The sequence below is a fragment of the Mycobacterium sp. SMC-21 genome, from assembly GCF_045310825.1.
Classification (GTDB): domain Bacteria; phylum Actinomycetota; class Actinomycetes; order Mycobacteriales; family Mycobacteriaceae; genus Mycobacterium.
This window is the reverse complement of sequence record NZ_JBJIAO010000010.1, coordinates 132,999-150,549: the sequence shown is the minus strand read 5'-3', so window position 1 is coordinate 150,549 and position 17,551 is coordinate 132,999. Positions and strand designations below refer to the sequence as shown.

The 17,551-nt window shown below is 68.7% G+C and carries 18 protein-coding genes; 9 read left to right on the top strand and 9 right to left on the bottom strand.

Translation table 11 applies throughout. The features are described from left to right. Positions 1 to 15 precede the first annotated feature (15 nt). The 3 genes from ACJH6H_RS13180 to ACJH6H_RS13170 form a co-directional block, all read right to left on the bottom strand. Positions 16 to 843, bottom strand: a complete 828-nt coding sequence (locus tag ACJH6H_RS13180; RefSeq protein WP_212812101.1) for a hypothetical protein — start codon at positions 841 to 843, stop codon at positions 16 to 18. Between the two features lie 188 nt (positions 844 to 1,031). Beyond that, on the bottom strand, positions 1,032 to 1,451 hold the full coding sequence (locus ACJH6H_RS13175) for a cytochrome c oxidase subunit 4 (RefSeq protein ID WP_020103569.1): 420 nt from the start codon (positions 1,449 to 1,451) through the stop codon (positions 1,032 to 1,034). A gap of 10 nt (positions 1,452 to 1,461) precedes the next feature. Beyond that, positions 1,462 to 2,502: a cytochrome c oxidase subunit II gene (locus ACJH6H_RS13170; RefSeq protein WP_212812102.1), complete on the bottom strand. Its 1,041-nt coding sequence runs from the start codon at positions 2,500 to 2,502 to the stop codon at positions 1,462 to 1,464. Positions 2,503 to 2,640: 138 nt separating this feature from the next. On the opposite strand from ACJH6H_RS13170, the gene asnB reads away from it, so the two are divergent. Continuing rightward, positions 2,641 to 4,596: an asparagine synthase (glutamine-hydrolyzing) gene (asnB, locus tag ACJH6H_RS13165; RefSeq protein ID WP_212812103.1), complete on the top strand. Its 1,956-nt coding sequence runs from the start codon at positions 2,641 to 2,643 to the stop codon at positions 4,594 to 4,596. Positions 4,597 to 4,673: 77 nt separating this feature from the next. Here asnB and ACJH6H_RS13160 read toward each other — a convergent pair whose 3' ends face one another. After that, positions 4,674 to 5,648 carry a carbohydrate kinase family protein gene (locus ACJH6H_RS13160; protein WP_212812104.1) on the bottom strand — a complete coding sequence of 325 codons (975 nt, stop codon included), beginning with the start codon at positions 5,646 to 5,648 and terminating at the stop codon, positions 4,674 to 4,676. A gap of 64 nt (positions 5,649 to 5,712) precedes the next feature. On the opposite strand from ACJH6H_RS13160, the gene ACJH6H_RS13155 reads away from it, so the two are divergent. Further along, positions 5,713 to 6,345 (top strand): hypothetical protein, encoded by a 633-nt coding sequence (locus tag ACJH6H_RS13155; protein WP_212812105.1) that lies wholly within the window; start codon positions 5,713 to 5,715, stop codon positions 6,343 to 6,345. Between the two features lie 30 nt (positions 6,346 to 6,375). On the opposite strand, the gene ACJH6H_RS13150 is transcribed toward ACJH6H_RS13155, so the two are convergent. Together ACJH6H_RS13150 and ACJH6H_RS13145 are read right to left on the bottom strand one after the other, a co-directional pair. Continuing rightward, positions 6,376 to 6,744: an iron-sulfur cluster assembly accessory protein gene (locus ACJH6H_RS13150; protein WP_020103564.1), complete on the bottom strand. Its 369-nt coding sequence runs from the start codon at positions 6,742 to 6,744 to the stop codon at positions 6,376 to 6,378. A 45-nt stretch (positions 6,745 to 6,789) separates the two neighbouring features. Then, the gene (locus ACJH6H_RS13145) at positions 6,790 to 7,854 is read right to left on the bottom strand and encodes a glycerate kinase (RefSeq protein ID WP_318985177.1); all 1,065 of its coding nucleotides are present in this window, start codon (positions 7,852 to 7,854) and stop codon (positions 6,790 to 6,792) included. 71 nt (positions 7,855 to 7,925) lie between these two features. On the opposite strand from ACJH6H_RS13145, the gene ACJH6H_RS13140 reads away from it, so the two are divergent. The 4 genes from ACJH6H_RS13140 to ACJH6H_RS13125 are packed head-to-tail and all read left to right on the top strand — an operon-like array spanning position 7,926 to position 10,934. Beyond that, the gene (locus ACJH6H_RS13140; RefSeq protein WP_212812107.1) at positions 7,926 to 8,606 is read left to right on the top strand and encodes a DUF3043 domain-containing protein; all 681 of its coding nucleotides are present in this window, start codon (positions 7,926 to 7,928) and stop codon (positions 8,604 to 8,606) included. A 5-nt stretch (positions 8,607 to 8,611) separates the two neighbouring features. Continuing rightward, positions 8,612 to 9,151, top strand: coding sequence for a bifunctional adenosylcobinamide kinase/adenosylcobinamide-phosphate guanylyltransferase (locus tag ACJH6H_RS13135; RefSeq protein WP_212812108.1), 540 nt, complete (start codon positions 8,612 to 8,614; stop codon positions 9,149 to 9,151). Next, positions 9,148 to 10,209, top strand: a complete 1,062-nt coding sequence (gene cobT / locus ACJH6H_RS13130) for a nicotinate-nucleotide--dimethylbenzimidazole phosphoribosyltransferase (protein ID WP_212812109.1) — start codon at positions 9,148 to 9,150, stop codon at positions 10,207 to 10,209. Before ACJH6H_RS13135 ends, cobT begins: the two co-directional genes overlap by 4 nt. A gap of 2 nt (positions 10,210 to 10,211) precedes the next feature. Next, on the top strand, positions 10,212 to 10,934 hold the full coding sequence (locus ACJH6H_RS13125) for an adenosylcobinamide-GDP ribazoletransferase (protein ID WP_212812110.1): 723 nt from the start codon (positions 10,212 to 10,214) through the stop codon (positions 10,932 to 10,934). A 58-nt stretch (positions 10,935 to 10,992) separates the two neighbouring features. Here ACJH6H_RS13125 and ACJH6H_RS13120 read toward each other — a convergent pair whose 3' ends face one another. Beyond that, complete coding sequence (locus tag ACJH6H_RS13120) at positions 10,993 to 12,111, bottom strand: branched-chain amino acid aminotransferase (protein ID WP_020103558.1); 1,119 nt, start codon at positions 12,109 to 12,111, stop codon at positions 10,993 to 10,995. 42 nt (positions 12,112 to 12,153) lie between these two features. Next, positions 12,154 to 13,278: a glycine cleavage system aminomethyltransferase GcvT gene (gene gcvT / locus ACJH6H_RS13115; protein ID WP_212812111.1), complete on the bottom strand. Its 1,125-nt coding sequence runs from the start codon at positions 13,276 to 13,278 to the stop codon at positions 12,154 to 12,156. A gap of 68 nt (positions 13,279 to 13,346) precedes the next feature. Between gcvT and ACJH6H_RS13110 the strand changes: the two genes are divergently transcribed. The 3 genes from ACJH6H_RS13110 to ACJH6H_RS13100 all read left to right on the top strand — a co-directional run bounded on the left by ACJH6H_RS13110 (position 13,347) and on the right by ACJH6H_RS13100 (position 16,468). Continuing rightward, positions 13,347 to 14,501, top strand: a complete 1,155-nt coding sequence (locus ACJH6H_RS13110) for an adenylate/guanylate cyclase domain-containing protein (RefSeq protein WP_212812112.1) — start codon at positions 13,347 to 13,349, stop codon at positions 14,499 to 14,501. Further along, entirely contained in the window at positions 14,501 to 16,024 is a 1,524-nt protein-coding gene (locus ACJH6H_RS13105; protein ID WP_371824532.1) for a leucyl aminopeptidase, read from the top strand. The genes ACJH6H_RS13110 and ACJH6H_RS13105 overlap by 1 nt, the downstream gene beginning before the upstream one ends. A gap of 93 nt (positions 16,025 to 16,117) precedes the next feature. Beyond that, complete coding sequence (locus ACJH6H_RS13100) at positions 16,118 to 16,468, top strand: hypothetical protein (protein WP_212812114.1); 351 nt, start codon at positions 16,118 to 16,120, stop codon at positions 16,466 to 16,468. Positions 16,469 to 16,474: 6 nt separating this feature from the next. On the opposite strand, the gene ACJH6H_RS13095 is transcribed toward ACJH6H_RS13100, so the two are convergent. Continuing rightward, positions 16,475 to 17,410: an alpha/beta fold hydrolase gene (locus tag ACJH6H_RS13095; RefSeq protein ID WP_406775017.1), complete on the bottom strand. Its 936-nt coding sequence runs from the start codon at positions 17,408 to 17,410 to the stop codon at positions 16,475 to 16,477. Positions 17,411 to 17,551 lie beyond the last annotated feature (141 nt).

The window sequence follows — 17,551 nt, the reverse complement described above, 5'->3', positions numbered from 1 at the left end:
AGCGTTGTACGGCATTTAACAGCTCGTCTGCCAATCATCGTTGGTCTGCGAGGCCAGTGTCTGGCCGTCGCTCGTCACAATCGAACAGTTCAGGTGGCTCAACCGCAGCAGGCTGGAGGCCTGCACCGAGCCCACGTCGGACATCGAGATCGGTGTCAGAGTGATCATCCACGGGATGTAGACGTTCTGCTGGGTGCGCTGGCGTCCCGCGGCGTCGGTGTACGTCACCGAAATGCGGTCCAGCGGCGCTTTCGTGCCCCAAATCCGGTACGTGACATAGCGCGGCCCGGTCGGCGGCGCGGACGTCGTCGCCGGCGGCGCGGCCGCGGCGGAGCTGGGCGGCGGAGGCGGCGGCTCTTCCGACGGCGGAGGTGGCGGCGGCTGCGTCACGGTCACCGTCGACGGGGGCGGCGGAGGTGGTGGCGGCGGGGGCGCCTCGGTTGTCGTGGGCGGAGGCGGCGGCGTGGTCGTGGTGGTGAACTCGTCCTGGAACGGCGGCGCCGAGGTGGTGCTGGTCGACGGCGTCGCCACATTCTCGGAATCGGTGTTGCGGGTCACCAGGATGGCGACGGACGCCACCAGCGAGATGGCCGCGATGATCGCCACGACGCCGACAACCCACGGCCACCGCGGCGGCGGGGTGTCGTCGGCTTCGGACTTGGCCTCGTAGCTGTCGTAGTCGTACAGCGCGGGCTCCGGCGGCACGTACGGCGCGATGGTGAAGTGCTCGGACTCGGGCGCAGAGTAGGCCTGCGAATAGATCTCGGTTTCGCCGGTGCCTTCACCGACTCCCGATGACTCCCGGGCCGCATCATCCGAGCCCGGGGAATGTGACCCGCTCACGTACGCCTATCCCTCTCGACCACTGTGTCGCTGTAGCTGGTGAACGCCGCTTGCGGCGACAGTCCAGCCTTTGGCAGACATTACCCAACATGGGCCCGGCATGGCCGTACCGGACGGTGCCAGAGGACCATCTGACATACGGTTGTGACCTGACCGCAGAGCGATCAGGTCACAGGGGCCGTAGGTGTCTAGTGCTTCTCGGGACCGGTGTAGTACTCGAAAACCAGGCCGGCGACGGTGGCCAGCACGAAGCAGACGCCGGCGACGATCAGCCAGGGCAGCCACAGGCCGATACCGACCGCGGTGGTCGAGGCCGACAGGGCGATCAGCAGCGGCCACCAGCTGTGCGGGCTGAAGAAGCCCAGCTCGCCGGCACCGTCGGAGACCTCGGCGTCTTCGTAGTCCTCGGGCCGGGTGTCGAGGCGACGGGCCACGAACCGGAAGAACGTGCCGATGATCAGCGACAGACCGGTGGTCAGCACCAGCGCGGTGGTGCCGGCCCACTCGATGCCACCGTTGGCGTACAGCGCGGTCAGCGCGCCGTAGCCGACGGTCGCCAAGGCGAAGAAGGCAGTCAGAATCTCGAAAAGTCGGGCTTCGATATGCATGGCGTATCCCCTACTTGCTCGCCTGAGCCGGCGAACCGACCTGCTCGCCGCGGCGAGAGTCGAACGGATGGGTCGTCTGGGCCACCGGCGGCAGGCCGATCGACACCAGGGCGTCGGCGTTGGTCGCCTTCGGGTGGTCGATGCGGTACTGCAGGTAAGCCTTGAACTGCTCCGGCTCCACGACGCGCACCTCGAAGTTCATCATCGAGTGGTACGTGCCGCACATCTCGGTGCAGCGGCCCACGAACGGACCGGTCTTCTCGATCTCGCTGACCTGGAAGATGTTGTCCGAGTGGTTGGCCTCGGGGTTCGGGATGACGTCCCGCTTGAACAGGAACTCCGGCACCCAGAAGCCGTGGATGACGTCAGCCGAGGCGATCTGGAACTCGATGCGCTTGCCCTTCGGCAGGACCAGGATCGGAATCTCGGTGCTGGTGCCGATGGTCTCGACCTTGTCGAAGTTCAGGTAGCTGCGGTCCTCGGGGTTCTCGCCGCGGATCGCGCCGACCTTCTCCTCGCCGTGCTCGTCCTTGCCCTCGGGCTTGGACTTCATGGCTTCCTTACGGGCCGCGTCGGCGCCGTCGTAAGAGAAGGTGTTGTCCTTGAAGGCGACCTTCTGGTAGCCGAACTTCCAGTTCCACTGGAACGCGGTGACGTCGATGGTGACCTCAGCGGGCTTGCTGTGGTCCATCATCTTCTCCTGCACCACGACGGTGAAGTAGAAGAGCACCGAGATGATGAGGAACGGCACGACGGTCAGCACCAGTTCCAGCGGCATGTTGTAGCCGAACTGGCGCGGCAGCTCGGTGTCCGTCTTCTTCTTGCGGTGGAACGCCATCGCCCAGAAGATCAGCGCCCAAACGATGGCGCCGACGACGAACGAAGCGATAACCGACCACACCCAGAGGTCACGGTTTGCGTGCGCTTCTGGCGTGATGCCGGTCGGCCAACCCAGGCCGAAGACTTCTTGCCAGCTGCATCCGCTGAGCAGCAGCGTCGACGCGCCGAGAATGGCGGACAACGCCACCAAACGGAGCCCGCGAGCGGTCACGTTGAGGCCCTCCTAGGAGTCGGTCAAGCCGGTCGAATACTACGCAGCGTAGACCACGCCCGCAGCGCCGAGCGAAGCGACCGGCCAATCGGCAACGTCGGTTCTGAGTTCACCTGCCTGAACAGGCATACTGGCGCCGTGTGCGGACTGCTGGCCTACCTGGCCGACCCTGTTGCCGACCATTCCACTGACCTGGTGAACGCGGTCTCGGATGCCACGCATCCGATGCGCCACCGGGGTCCGGACGAGTCGGGCGCCTGGGCCGACGACAGCGATCCGAGCGACGGTCATCACACCGTCGTGTTCGGCTTCAACCGACTGTCGATCATCGACATCGCGCACAGCCACCAGCCGCTGCGCTGGGGTCCGCCCGAGGCGCCGAATCGCTACGCGCTGGTGTTCAACGGCGAGATCTACAACTACCTCGAGCTGCGCGAGGAACTGCGCGCCGAGTTCGGTGCCGAGTTCGCCACCGAGGGCGACAGCGAGGCGATCGTCGCTGCCTACCACTACTGGGGCACCGCGGCGCTGAACCGCTTGCGCGGGATGTTCGCCTTCGCGCTGTGGGACACCGAGACCCGCGAGTTGTTCTGCGCGCGGGACCCGTTCGGTATCAAACCGCTGTATCTGGCGACGGGCCCGGGCGGCACCATCGTGGGCAGCGAGAAGAAGTGCATTCTCGACCTGGCGGCCCGTGCCGGCGTCGACCTGAGCATCGACGAACGTGCCGTCCAGCACTACACGGTGCTGCAGTACGTGCCCGAACCCGAGACCCTGCAGCGCGGGATCCGGCGGCTGGAGTCGGGCAGCTATGCCCGGATTCGCCCGGGCCAGCAGCCCGAGGTGACGCGCTACTTCAAGCCGAAGTTCGCCGCTGTGCCATTTGTCACAGGGCAGGAGCAGGCCCGGTACGACGAGATCACCGCCGTCCTGGAGGATTCCGTCGCCAAGCACATGCGGGCCGACGTCACCGTCGGCGCGTTCCTGTCCGGCGGCATCGACTCGACCGCGATCGCCGCGCTGGCGATGCGGCACAACCCCAAGCTGATCACCTTCACGACGGGCTTTGAGCGCGAAGGCTTTTCGGAGGTCGACGTCGCCGTCGCCTCCGCCGAGGCCATCGGGGCGCGGCACGTGACCAAGGTCGTCAGCCAGGCCGAGTTCGTCGCGGCGCTGCCCGAGATCGTCTGGTACCTGGACGAGCCGGTGGCCGACCCGGCGCTGGTGCCCTTGTTCTTCATCGCCCGCGAGGCCCGCAAGCACGTCAAGGTGGTGCTCTCCGGTGAGGGCGCCGACGAGCTGTTCGGCGGCTACACCATCTACCGGGAACCGTTGTCGCTCAAGGCCTTCGACCGTGTCCCGCGGGGACTGCGGCGCGGGCTCGGCAAGGCCTCGAAGTCACTGCCCGACGGCATGCGCGGCAAGAGCCTGCTGCACCGCGGGTCGCTGACGCTCGAGGAGCGCTACTACGGCAACGCCCGCAGCTTCTCCGACGAGCAACTGCAGGCAACCCTGGCGCAGTTCAACCCGGAGTGGACCCACACCGACGTGACGGCGCCGATCTACGCCGAGTCCGCGGGCTGGGACCCCGTGGCGCGCATGCAGCATCTGGACCTGTTCACCTGGCTGCGCGGCGACATCCTGGTCAAGGCCGACAAGATGACCATGGCCAATTCCCTGGAACTGCGGGTGCCGTTCCTGGATCCCGAGGTGTTCGCGGTCGCGTCCAAGCTGCCGTACGACCAGAAGATCACCCGCACCACGACCAAGTACGCACTGCGGCGGGCCCTCGAGCCCATCGTCCCGGCGCATGTGCTGCACCGCGCGAAGCTGGGGTTCCCGGTGCCGATCCGGCACTGGCTGCGCTCGGGCGAACTGCTGGAGTGGGCCTACGCGACGGTCGACGCGTCGCAGGCCGGGCATCTCATCGACCTCGACGCCGTCCGCCAGATGCTCGAGGAGCACCGGGGCGGCGTCAGCGATCACAGCCGCCGGCTGTGGACGGTGCTGATCTTCATGCTGTGGCACGCCATCTTCATCGAGGGCAGCGTCACGCCGCAGATCAGCGAGCCCGTCTACCCCGTCGAACTCTGACCACTACGCCGAAAGTGCGGGAAACGACCGCGAATTCGCACTGAATTCGGTCGTTTCCCGCACTTTCGGCGTAGTGCTTATGCGAGCGCTGCGGCGATCTCGTCGGCCGCTTCGGCGCCGAACGCGGCCGACAGCCGCGGCAGCGCAGTCGTCTTGTCCCAGGTCCACTCCTGCGGACCCGGGGCCTCGAGCACCAGGGTGGCCACGAGCGAGGCCAGCTGAGCGGCCCGCTCGAGGCTCAGGCCGGCGCCGCGGCCGGTGAGGAAGCCGGCGCGGAACGCGTCACCGATACCGGTCGGGTCGACCTTCTCGTTCTCGGGCACGACGTCGACGTGGACGAACGAGCCGTCACGGCCGACGATGTCGACGCCCTTCTCCCCCAGCGTGGTGACGCGCAGCTCGATCTGGCTCATCACCTCGGCCTCGGACCAGCCGGACTTCTGCAGCAGCAGGTCCCACTCGTAGTCGTTGGTGAACAGGTAGGCGGCGCCGTCGATGAGGCGACGGATCTCCTCGCCCGACAGGCGGGCCAGCTGCTGGCTGGGGTCCGCGGCGAACGACAGACCCAGCTTCCGGCATTCCTCGGTGTGCAGGAACATGGCCTCGGGGTCGTTGGCCCCGATGATCACGAGCTCGGGCTCACCCTGAGCGGCGACGAGATCGGCAAGCTTGATGTTGCGCGCCTCCGACATGGCACCCGGATAGAACGACGCCAGCTGCGCCATGTCCTCGTCGGTGGTGCAAACGAATCGTGCGGTGTAGGCGGAGTCGGACACCAGCACCTGCGAGCAGTCGACGCCGTGCGACGTCAGCCAGCCGCGGTAATCGTCGAAGTCCTTGCCCACCGCGCCGACCAGCGTCGGGCTACCGCCCAGGATGCCGATGGCGTAGGCGATGTTGCCGGCGACGCCGCCGCGGTGCACCACCAGGTCGTCGACCAAGAAGCTCAGCGACACCTTCTGCAGGTGTTCGGCCAGCAACTGCTCGGCGAATCGGCCGGGGAAGCGCATCAAATGGTCGGTCGCGATCGATCCGGTCACGGCAATGGTCATTCGGCGAGCTTACCCAGGCTGAGGTCCGGGCTGCCCTGCGCGGGTGCGCTAGCCTGTGGACAACATGGACGGCGCATATCCGTACCCGGAATCGATCCCCCCGCAGCCGGGTCCGGGGAACTCCACCTACGGTGCCCCTTACAGCGGCCCGCCGACGTCGTACCCGACGACTCTCCCACCGGCCGTGGAATACCCGTCGGGCGGCGGTAACAACACCAAGCGAATCCTGCTGGTCGTCGGCGCTGTGCTTGCGGTCGTCGCCGTCATCGGCGGCATCATCTTCGCGGTGCGCAGCACCAGCGATCGCGGCCTGACCGACGCCTCCGCCAAGTCCGCCATCCAGGGCTATCTCAACGCGCTGTTGCAGCAGGACAAGCAGACGGTGGCACGCCACGCCCTGTGCGGCCTGTATGACGGCATCAAGGATCACGCCACGGATTTCACGGTGGCGAATCTGGCCAGTGATGCGTTCCGCAAGCAGTTCGGTCAGGCGGATGTGACGTCGATCGACAAGATCGTGATGCTGTCACCGAATCAGGCGCAGGTGCTGTTCACCATGAAGGTGGCGCCGTCGGGCCGGCTGCCGCGCGGTTCGGGACCGAAGAACAACGAATTGCAGGCTGTCGCACAGCTGCTGGTGCAGCCGCGCGAGACCCTGGTCTGCTCGTACCTGCCGCGTCCGGCGGACTCCCTGTAGGAGACCGCCGGACCAGCACGGTCGGCTATCTCAGTTGAACGAATCGCCGCAGGCGCAGGAGCCGGTGGCGTTCGGGTTGTCGATGGTGAAGCCCTGCTTCTCGATGGTGTCGACGAAGTCGATGGTGGCGCCCTGGACGTACGGGGCACTCATCCGGTCGACGGTCAGGTTGACGCCGCCCACGTTGGTGGTGAGGTCACCATCGAGGGTGCGGTCATCGAAGAAGAGGTTGTAACGCAGGCCGGCGCAGCCGCCCGGTTGCACGGCGATACGCAGCGCGAGGTCGTCACGGCCTTCCTGGTCCAGCAGAGCCTTGGCCTTGGCGGCCGCCGCGTCCGACAAGATCACGCCGTGGGTCTCGGTCGAGGTACCGGTGCTGGTCGCGTCCTCAACAGTCATTGCATCTCCCTGGTGCATCGATTGCCTGGCACTATCCAGGCACCATCAACGGTACCTTGTCGGGCCGGTATTCCCGAGTTCAGCGGCTACGCCCGTAGCTAATCCGGTCAGCTGGTTGGCCGCATCGCTCATGGCCAGTTCCACCGACCCGGCGTGGTCGGTGATCGAATACGCGGCCGTCACCCCGGCGGCGGCCAGCGCGGACGGGTCCAGCGTCACCTGCCCGGCCAGCACCAGCACAGGCGTGCCGGCGGCCTGGCCCACCAGCGCGCTGATCACCTTGCCGTGCAGCGACTGGTCGTCGAACCGGCCCTCACCGGTGATGACGAGGTCGGCGGCAGCCAGGTCCGCGGCCAGCCCGGTGTGTGTGGCGATGACCGTCGCGCCCGACTCGCGCCGGCCGCCCAGCGCCAGCAGTGCCGCGCCGAGGCCGCCGGCAGCGCCGGCTCCCGGTTCGACGGCGACGTCCCGGCCGGCCACCGATTCGAGTTCGCGGGCCCACGCCGTGAGCCGCTGCTCCAGCAGCTCCACCGTGGCGGGATCGGCCCCCTTCTGCGGACCGAACACCGCGGCCGCACCCATCGGCCCCAAAAGTGGGTGTTCGACGTCGGAGGCGACGATGACCTCGACACCGGCCAGCCTCTGACATGCCGGCGTCAGCCCGCCCAATGCGGCGACGAGCCCCAGGCCGCCGTCGGTGCACGAACTGCCGCCGAGGCCCACGACCACCTTCTGCGCGCCCGCCGTCAGCGCCGCGTCGACAAGCTGGCCTACGCCGAAGCTGGTGGCATCCAGCGCGGTCCGCACCGTCGGCGGCCCGCCGAGCAGCGCCAATCCGCAGGCCTGCGCGCACTCGATGTAGGCGGTGTCCTGGTGCAGCACCCAGTGCGCGGTGACGTCGCGATCCAGCGGGCCGCGCACCGTCGCGGTCTGCAGCCCGCCCAGCCGCTCGGCCAGGACGTCGACGAAGCCCGGGCCGCCATCGGACTGCGGGGCGAGCACCAGCGTGTCGGCCGGCCGCGCGGCGGCCCAGCCCGCGGCGATCGCCGCCGCGGCCTCGACCGCGGTGAGGCTGTCGCCGTAACAGTCGGGGGCGACCAGAACTCTCATCGGAGCAGGTTAAGCCGCCCACAGCTCGGGTGCATGACGGCCGAGCCCGGCCACCGAAGTAACCTGACACCGTGAATCTGCTGGGCCGCAAGAAGGACAACGCCGACTCCGGAGACGAGAGCGGCAATGCTGACGACGTCGACGTGACCGTCGACTCGGGCGACGACGCCGGGGCCCGCACCACGGCGCCCAAGGGCCGCCCGACCCCCAAGCAGAGCGCGAACCGCAAGCGCGGCCCGGTCGCACCGGCGCCGATGACGACGGCCGAGGCGCGCAAGCGCCGCAAGGAACTGCGCAACTCGAAGACCAAGGAAGAGCGCAAGGCCGACCGAGTGGCCCGCCGCGCCGACATGGATGCGCGCCGCGCCAAGATGATGGCCGGCGACGAGGCCTACCTGCTGCCCCGCGACAAGGGTCCGGTCAAGCGCTACGTCCGCGATCTCGTCGATTCCCGGCGCAACGTGCTGGGGCTGTTCATGCCGTCGGCGCTGGTGCTGGTGTTCTTCATGATGGCGCTGCCGCCCGTGCAGACCCAGGGCCTGCTGTCGGTCGCGATGCTGGGTCTGATGGTGATCATGGCCATCGACGGTGTGCTGCTGAGCCGGCGCATCAACAAGCGGGTCGACGCGAAGTTCCCGGGCAACACCGAAAGCGGTTGGAAGCTGGGCTTCTACGCGTCCAGCCGGGCTTCGCAGCTGCGCCGGATGCGCGTGCCGAAGCCGCAGGTCAACCGCGGAGACAAGGTCGACTGAGCCCGGTGCGCACCCTGGTGCTCGGCGGCATCCGGTCGGGCAAGTCGCAGTGGGCCGAGGATTGGGTCGCCGGTGCGGCGGGTCCGGGCGGATCGGTGCGCTACGTCGCGACCGGTTCCGTCGCCGGTGACGCCGACTTCGCGGCCCGGGTTTCGGCACACCGGAACCGCCGGCCGGCACACTGGTCGACCGTCGAATCCGCCGATGTGGCAACGACTTTGCGTGGCTCGGCTGCCGCCACCATGGTCGACGACATCGGCGGCTGGCTGGTCGCCGCCATGGACCGGCGCGGCGCATGGGAAGGGGCTCGGTCCGGCGCCTCCCTTCGGACCGATATCGACGAATTGACCTCTGCGGTCCACGAATTCACCGCGCCACTGGCCCTGGTCAGCCCGGAGGTCGGCCTGACCGTCGTCCCCGCCACGGAGTCGGGCCGCCGGTTCGCCGACGAGCTGGGCGCGCTCAACCAGCGCCTGGCCGCCGTCTGCGACCGCGTGGTGCTGGTGGTGGCCGGCCAGCCTCTCACCGTCAAGGAGCCCCGATGAGCGATCCCCGCGCCCAGTTCCCCGACCTCACCAAACCGGACGCCGATGTGCGGGAGGCCGCCCTCGCGCGCCAGCTGACCCTGACCAAGCCGCCGGGCTCCCTGGGACGTCTCGAGGATCTGTCGGTCTGGGTGTCGGCGTGCCAAGGTGCCTGTCCGCCAAAGCAATTCGAGCGTGCTCGGGTCGTGGTGTTCGCCGGCGACCACGGCGTGACGGCGTCCGGCGTTTCGGCATTCCCGTCCGAGGTCACCGCGCAGATGGTGGCGAACTTCGACACCGGCGGCGCCGCCATCAACGTGCTGGCCGAGGTGGCCGGCGCGACCGTGCGCGTGGCCGACATCGCCGTCGACGGCGAGGCCCACTCCCCCGCGATCGGCGCCCACAAGGTGCGACGCAGCAGCGGCAACATCGCTGTCGAGGACGCGCTGTCGACCGAGGAGGCCATCGCGGCGATCGCGGCGGGCCGCACCATTGCCGATCAGGAGGTCGACGCCGGCGCCGACCTGCTCATCGCCGGCGACATGGGCATCGGAAACACCACTCCGGCAACGACTCTGGTCGCCGCCTTGACGGCGACCGAACCCGTCGCCGTGGTGGGCCGCGGCACCGGCGTCGACGACGAGGGCTGGGCCCGCAAGACGGCGGCCATCCGCGACGCGCTGTTCCGCGCGCGTCAGGTGAAGGCCGATCCCGTTGCGCTGCTTGCCGTTTGCGGCGGTGCGGATCTGGGCGCCATGGCGGGCTTCCTGGCCCAGGCCGCCCTGCGGCGCACCCCGGTGCTGCTCGACGGCATGGTGGTGACCGCCGCGGCGCTCGTCGCCGACCGGCTGGCCCCCGGCGCGAAGGCGTGGTGGCAGGCCGGCCACCTGTCGACCGAACCCGCGCATGCGGTGGCATTGCAGCGCCTGCAACTGACGCCGATCCTGGACCTCGGCATGCGCCTGGGCGAAGGCAGCGGCGCTGCGGTGGCGCTGCCCGTGCTGCGGGCCGCGGTCGCGACGCTGGCGTCGATGGCCACGTTCGGCGAGGCGAACGTCACCGACAAGCCCGCACACTGACTGTGATCGGTTCCCTCGCTTCGGCTTTCGCGTTCAGCACCGTCCTGCCGGTGCGCAGTGACCGGCCGTTCGGGCGGGGCACACTGACTGCGCTTCCAGCGGTCGGCATCGTTCTCGGTGGTATCGCCGCGGCCGTCGTTTGGGGCGCCGGGCAGGTGTACGTGACCGGCCCACTGGCCGGGCTGCTCGCGGTGGCGGTACTACTTCTACTGACCCGGGGCCTGCACATCGACGGGCTGTCCGACACCGTCGACGGCCTCGGCTGTTACGGACCGCCCGAGCGGGCGCTGGCCGTCATGCGCGGTGGCACCGCGGGCCCGTTCGGGGTGGCCGCGATCGTGGTGGCGATCGGCGCGCAGAGCATGACGTTCGCCGCGCTGAGCCCGGTGGCGGTCGTCGTCGCTGTCACCGCGGGCCGTGTCGCCGCGCTGGCGGCCTGCCGCACGTCGGTACCGGCCGCGCCGGGCAGCACGTTGGGCGCGATGGTCGCCGGCAGTCAGCCGGTGGGGGTGGTCGCGGCGTGGACGGTGGCGGTGGCCGCGGCGTCCGCGTGGGCGACGCCGCGGCTGTGGCAGGGTCCGGTGGCCGTGCTGGTCGCGCTGGGAATCACCGCACTACTGGTGGCGCACTGCGTCCGCCGGTTCGGTGGGATCACCGGCGACGTACTGGGTGCGGCCGTCGAAGTCACGACCACGTTGACTGCCCTCGGGCTGGCCGTCCACTAGCCGCCGAATGTGAAGAAGATCGCGAGATTTCTCGCGATCTTCTTCACGTTGGCCGTGATCAGCCCAGGCGGGTCATCCAGTTGTGGGTGTCGGCGAAGGTGCCGCGCTGAATGCCGGTCAGGGTGTCGCGCAGCGCCATGGTGACCTCACCGGGCTGGCCGTCGCCGATGGTGAACTCGCCGGCCGATTCGCCGTGCCCGTACTTCACATGCGCGACGGGCGTGATGACGGCGGCGGTACCGCAGGCGAACACCTCGGTGATCTCCCCCGCGGCGGCCTTCTTCTGCCACTCGTCGATGTCGATCTTGCGTTCCTCGACGGCGAAGCCGGCGTCAACCGCCAACTGCAGCAACGAGTCCCGCGTGATGCCGGGCAGGAGCGAGCCGGACAGCTCGGGGGTGACCAGTCGTGCCGAACCACCACTGCCGAACACGAAGAACAGGTTCATGCCACCCATTTCTTCGACGTACCGGCGCTCGATGGCGTCCAGCCAGACCACCTGGTCGCAGCCCATCTCGGCGGCCTGCGCCTGCGCCAGCAGCGACGCGGCGTAGTTGCCGCCGAACTTGGCCGCGCCGGTGCCGCCCGGGCTGGCCCGCACGTACTCGGTGGACAGGTAGACCGACACCGGCTTGATGCCGCCCTTGAAGTACGCGCCGGCGGGCGAACCGATCACCAGATAGCGGTACTCGTTGGCGGGGCGCACACCCAGGCCGGGCTCGGTGGCGATGATGAACGGGCGCAGGTACAGCGACGCCTCACCACCGGCGGCCGGCACCCATTCGTTGTCGACGGCGATCAGCTGGCGCAGTGACTCGACGAAGACGTCGCCGGGCAGCTCCGGGATGGCCAGGCGCCGGCACGACGACTGCAGCCGGGCGGCGTTGGCCTCCGGACGGAACGACACGATCGAGCCGTCATTCCAGCGGTACGCCTTCAGACCCTCGAAGACCTCCTGCGCGTAGTGCAGGACGATCGCCGACGGATCGAGCTCGATGGGCCCGTATTCGGTGACCCGTGCGTCGTGCCAGCCACGGTCGACGGTGTAGTCGATGGCCACCATGTGGTCGGTGTGGAACCGCCCGAATCCGGGGTCGGCCAGAACCTGAGCCCTTACCTCATCGCTCGCCGGGTTGCTCGCGCGCGAAACGGTGAATTCGAGGGGGCCATCGGTCATATGCCGATTGTATCGCCCGTGGCTAGCGCGTTTTCGCCGCGGCTAACGCGTCTTGGCCGCCACGAACGGCGGCGCCACGACCTCGCATTCGAGCGCCCGGCCGCGGACGTCGACGGTCACCCGCGCGCCGTCGGCGATGTCGGCCGCGGTGTCGAGCAGTGCCAGCGCGATGCCGACCTTGAGGCTCGGCGAGAAGGTGCCCGACGTGGTGATGCCCACCGGCTTGGCAGGTACCTCCCCCGTCGCTTCGCTCGCCCCGGCGTCCAACACTGTCAAACCGGCCCGCAGCACGCCACGTCCGACAGCCTTCAGGCCGCGCAGCGTCCGCTTCGGCCCGGCTTCCTTCTCCGCGAGCAGCGCGTCGCGGCCCCAGAAGGCGTCCTTCTTCCAGCCGATGGCCCAGCCGCAGCGGGCCTGCAGCGGCGAAATGTCCAGCGACAGTTCATGTCCGTGCAGCGGGTAGCCCATCTCGGTGCGCAGCGTGTCGCGCGAGCCCAGCCCGGCGAGTTCACCGCCGGCATCCTTGACCGCGGCGACGAGCGCGTCGAAGACCACGCCCGCGCGGTCCCACTCGGGCAGCAGTTCGTAGCCGTGCTCACCGGTGTAGCCGGTGCGGCACACCCGAACCGGGACGCCGTTGTACTCGGCGTCGGCGTAGCCCATGTAGTCCATGTCGGTCGGCAGCCCGAGCGCGGTGAGCACGTCGGTGGATTTCGGCCCCTGCACCGCGAGCACGGCGTAGGAGCGGTGCTCGTCGGTGATGGTCAGTTCGGGCGGGGCGACGCGCTGCAGCTCGGCGACGACGGCGGCGGTGTTGGCCGCGTTGGGCACCAGGAAGATCTCGTCGGCGGAGACGTAGTAGGCGATCAGATCGTCGATCACGCCGCCGGACTCGTTGCAGCACAACGTGTATTGCGCCTTGCCCGGACCGATGCGGCGCAGGTCGTTGGTGAAGGCGGAGTTGACGAACTCGGCGGCGCCGGGGCCACGCACGAGCGCCTTGCCGAGGTGGCTGACGTCGAAGAGCCCGACGGTCTCGCGGGTGGCGTTGTGCTCGGCCACGGTGCCGGCGTACGACACCGGCATCAACCAGCCCCCGAATTCGGCGAAACTCGCCCCGAGTTCGCGGTGACGGTCTTCCAGCGGGCCCTGCAACAGTTCGCTCACGGCCAGTCAGCCTAGTGCTTGCGCCTCGGATCGCAGTCGGTATGTGGCTGTGATCCGAGGCGTTATCGATGGTCAGATCGCCCCGCCGGTCCCCCGGTAGCTGGCAGACTCGTTTCGTGGTCGATTTCGACGCCCTGGAAGCCGCGGGCATCGCCGATGCCCGCCGGCGCGCACCGCTCATCGAGTATCTGGACGGCCTGGGCTTCACCGCGGAGCAGATGGTCACGGCCGAGCGCCAGGGGCGGTTGTTCGGCTTGGCCGGCGACGTCGTGCAGTGGTCGGGGCAGCCCAGCCACAGCCTGACCGCCGCCGCTGAGGCGCTCGGATTACCGCTGGCCGACGTCGAGCAGGCCTGGGCGGTGCTGGGCCTGACGGTCGCCGACCCGAACACACCGACGCTCACCGACAACGACATCGAGGCGCTGCGCACCTGGGCCGACCTGCGGACGGCGATCGGCGACGACGCCGCGACGGGCTTCCTCCGGGTGATCGGCGCCAGTGTGGCGCGGGTGGCCGAGGCGCTGGCGTCGATGAGCCGCGCCGGTCTGCCGGAACTCGACCTGGCCCACAGCCACGACGAACTCGTGACGGCGCAGGCCTACCGATCGGCGGCCGCCTTCATTCCGCGCATCGGCGGCATGATCGACTCCTTTCACCGCCACCACTTGTTCGCTGCCCGAACGTATTTCGATGCCGTCGCCCGCCGCGAGCCATTGACGGTGGACTGCGGTGTCGGGTTTGCCGACCTGTCCAATTTCACGCAGCTCACGCAACGGCTCACGCCGGCCGACCTGACCAGCCTGCTCAACGAGTTCAACGCCATCACGAACGACGTGGTGCACGCCGACGGCGGCCGGGTGGTCAAGTTCATCGGCGATGCGGTGATGTGGGTCAGTGCCACACCCGAGTCGCTGGCGCGGGTCGCCATGGACCTGGTGCACCATCCGCGGCCGAAGATGGCCCACATCAGCGTGCGGGCCGGTCTGAGTTTCGGCTCGGTGGTGGCCACCGGTGGTGATTACTTCGGCAATCCGGTGAATCTGGCGGCCCGCCTGGTGGCCGCAGCCGAGCCGGGGCAGATTCTGGTGGCCGCACCGTGGTACGACATGCCGGGCAAATGGCCGGTGGCGCCGCGGGAGCCTTTGGTACTCAAGGGCTTCAACGACCCGGTGACCGCGTTCGAGCTGTGCCCGGAGGCTGAGCGGGCGGCCCGGCAGGCGTGATGACTAGGGTGGGACCGGTGAGCAGCGCACCCGGTTACCAGTCCCCCGCCGTCACCGTCGCATCCGCCCTGCCGTCCGATCTGGACGCCGCGGTGCTGATCGTGCCGGTCATCACCGGCGAGAACGACGAGGCCACGGTTCTGGCCAACCCGTTCCTGGACGCCGAAGCCACCGGCGAGATCGAGGTGGCATTGAAGACCCTTGGCGCGAAGGGTTCGACCGAGCAGGTGACGCGCGTGCTCGTGCCGTCGCTGCCGGTGGCCAGCGTGCTGGCCGTCGGCCTCGGCAAGGACCGCGACGAGTGGCCGGCCGACGTCATCCGCCGCGCCGCCGGCGTGGCGGCCCGCGCCCTCAACGGCACCGAGACCGTCGTGACCACCCTGTCCGAAGTGGACGTGGCCGCTGCCGTCGAAGGCCTGATCCTCGGCGCCTACCGCTTCTCCGAATTCCGCAGCGCGAAGACCGCCCCGAAGGAGGCGGGCCTCACGGCGCTGACGGTGCTGTCCACCGCCGACGACGCCGAGACCGCAGCGGCCCGCGGCGTCGATGTCGCGACTGCCGTGGCGACGGCCCGCGACTTCGTCAACACCCCGCCGAGCCACCTGTACCCGGGCGAATTCGCCAAGCGCGCAAAGGCTTTGGGTAAGTCGGCGGGCCTCGAGGTCGAGGTGCTGGGCAAGAAGGAACTGGAGGACGCCGGATACGGCGGCATCGTGGGTGTCGGCAAGGGCTCGTCCCGCGGGCCGCGCCTGGTGCGGCTGACCTACCGTTCCGGCAAGAAGAACGCCAAGAAGGTGGCGCTGGTGGGCAAGGGCATCACCTTCGACACCGGCGGCATCTCGATCAAGCCGGCCGCCAACATGCACCACATGACCTCCGACATGGGCGGTGCCGCGGCCGTCATCGCGACCGTCGTGCTGGCGGCGCGTCAGAAGCTGGCGGTCGACGTCACCGCGACCGTCCCCATGGCCGAGAACATGCCGTCGTCGACGGCGCAGCGGCCCGGCGATGTCCTGACGCAGTACGGCGGCACCACCATCGAGGTGCTCAACACCGATGCCGAGGGCCGGCTCATCCTGGCCGACGCCATCGTCCGCGCCTGCGAGGACAACCCCGACTACCTCATCGAGACGTCGACGCTGACCGGCGCGCAACTGGTCGCGCTCGGCACGCGCACCCCCGGCGTGATGGGTAGCGACGAGTTCCGCGACCGGGTCGCGAAGCTGTCGCAGCAGGTCGGCGAGAACGCGTGGGCGATGCCACTGCCCGAGGAGTTGAAGGACGACCTGAAGTCGACGGTCGCCGACCTGGCGAATGTCAGCGGCGCGCGCAACGCGGGCATGCTGGTGGCCGGGGTGTACCTGCGCGAGTTCGTCGCCGACGGTGTGCAGTGGGCACACCTCGACGTCGCCGGCCCGGCGTACAACACCGGCGGCCCGTGGGGCTACACCGGCAAGGGTGGCACCGGCGTCCCGACCCGCACGATGTTCGCCGTGCTGGAGGACATCGCCGCCAACGGCTGACCACGCACACAACGACAGCTCGGCGGTAGCTGAGACGACGGCAGTTACCGAATTTTTCTACCGCCGAGCTTGTCCGAGGCGTACCGTTCCTGCATGAATAAGTACATTCAGCTGGCTGCCGTCACAGCCACTGTTATCGGCATGGAATTAGCCGGGATGAGCGGTGCCGCACAGGCGCTTGCCGATCCCGAAGACGAGGACATCATCGCCGACCAGTTGTGTCCCTTCCGGAATGTGATCGACCGGCTGGGCGGCGACGATCAGTGCGACCCCGGATACAACAACGGCGACAACAACGGCGGCGGGCTGTTCTACAACAACGGCATGCCGTGCGACAGCGTCGCGTTCCAGAACCCGGCCTGCAATCCCACGGTCAACGTGAACGTGAACCACGAGGGCGAAGTCACGCACAACGTCAACGTCAACGGTGAGCCGCCCCGATAGGCCGCCCTAGCCGGCTTTGCTGCCGACCTGAGCCAGTTGCAGCTCTGGCGTGGGCGCGGCGCCGGCGACATGCTCGGCGAGTTCGCGGGCGGCGGTGGCGAGCAGCTCCGGATGTGACATCGGCGACCAGTGTCCCGAGTCGATGTCCCGGCGCCACAACTGCGAGACCCATTGGGGCGTCTCGTCGTAGAGGTACGGGCGCACGAACTGGTCGCCGCGGTTGACGATCACCTGCACGGGCACCGTGACGTAGTGGTCGCGCCGGCCCGAGAACAGGGTGCGCCAGTAGTTGGCCGGGTACACCTTGAGGCTGTTCGCGGCGTCGGTCGCGAAGGTGTCCGAATGCCGAATCTGGTTGTCGGACATGCCATCCAGCCACTTCAGCAGGAGCGGAATGATGGTCGGCACGCTGGCGCGCACCAGCACTCGCGCCACGAGCGGGATCGAGAAGAAACCTTGGTATGTCAGCCGCAGGAACTGCGACACCGATTGCCGGAACCGCGCCGGCCGATACGGCCGCTTGAGACCCTCCATGATGAAGCGCCGGGTGTGGTCGGCGCTCGGCCCCGAGGTCGAGGTGAACGACGCGACGCGGTCCACCGACTCCGGTCGCGACAGGTACTCCCAGATACCGACCGAGCCCCAGTCGTGGGCCAGGACGTGGACCTTCCGACCGGGCGCCAAGGCGGCGATGACGGCCGCGAAGTCGTCGGCGTAGTGCGCCATGGTGTACGACGAAACCTTCTTGGGCACACCGGAATTGCGCGAGCCGCGGTTGTCGTAGCGGATCACCCGGTAGGTCTCGGCGAGGTGCGGCACCGTGGCGTCCCACATGTCGTGCGAGTCGGGCCAGCCGTGCACCAGCACCATCACCGGGCCCTCGGGGTTGCCCTCGTCGTAGGTCGCGATCCGCGTCCCGTCGGCACTGTCCACAAACTGCATCGCCACACCCGCCTGACCTCAAAGTATCCCGTACCGCCGGTACTGGTTCGATTGCGACAGTAGCCTGCTCAGCGAGGGTGTCAACACAGCGGGACAAAGTCCCGACCCGCCCCTCCTCGACTGCGCGAGCATGACAGGATG

What these genes read in the sequence shown, in the direction of transcription:
- ACJH6H_RS13150 (WP_020103564.1), bottom strand. Translation starts at nt 6,744, where the DNA reads ATGACTGTTGAGGACGCGACCAGCACCGGTACCTCGACCGAGACCCAC.
- ACJH6H_RS13100 (WP_212812114.1), top strand. Translation starts at nt 16,118, where the DNA reads ATGAATAAGTACATTCAGCTGGCTGCCGTCACAGCCACTGTTATCGGC.
- ACJH6H_RS13175 (WP_020103569.1), bottom strand. Translation starts at nt 1,451, where the DNA reads ATGCATATCGAAGCCCGACTTTTCGAGATTCTGACTGCCTTCTTCGCC.
- ACJH6H_RS13155 (WP_212812105.1), top strand. Translation starts at nt 5,713, where the DNA reads ATGGACGGCGCATATCCGTACCCGGAATCGATCCCCCCGCAGCCGGGT.
- cobT (WP_212812109.1), top strand. Translation starts at nt 9,148, where the DNA reads ATGAGCGATCCCCGCGCCCAGTTCCCCGACCTCACCAAACCGGACGCC.
- ACJH6H_RS13110 (WP_212812112.1), top strand. Translation starts at nt 13,347, where the DNA reads ATGGTCAGATCGCCCCGCCGGTCCCCCGGTAGCTGGCAGACTCGTTTC.
- ACJH6H_RS13095 (WP_406775017.1), bottom strand. Translation starts at nt 17,410, where the DNA reads ATGCAGTTTGTGGACAGTGCCGACGGGACGCGGATCGCGACCTACGAC.
- ACJH6H_RS13160 (WP_212812104.1), bottom strand. Translation starts at nt 5,648, where the DNA reads ATGACCATTGCCGTGACCGGATCGATCGCGACCGACCATTTGATGCGC.
- ACJH6H_RS13120 (WP_020103558.1), bottom strand. Translation starts at nt 12,111, where the DNA reads ATGACCGATGGCCCCCTCGAATTCACCGTTTCGCGCGCGAGCAACCCG.
- ACJH6H_RS13105 (WP_371824532.1), top strand. Translation starts at nt 14,501, where the DNA reads ATGACTAGGGTGGGACCGGTGAGCAGCGCACCCGGTTACCAGTCCCCC.
- ACJH6H_RS13145 (WP_318985177.1), bottom strand. Translation starts at nt 7,854, where the DNA reads ATGAGAGTTCTGGTCGCCCCCGACTGTTACGGCGACAGCCTCACCGCG.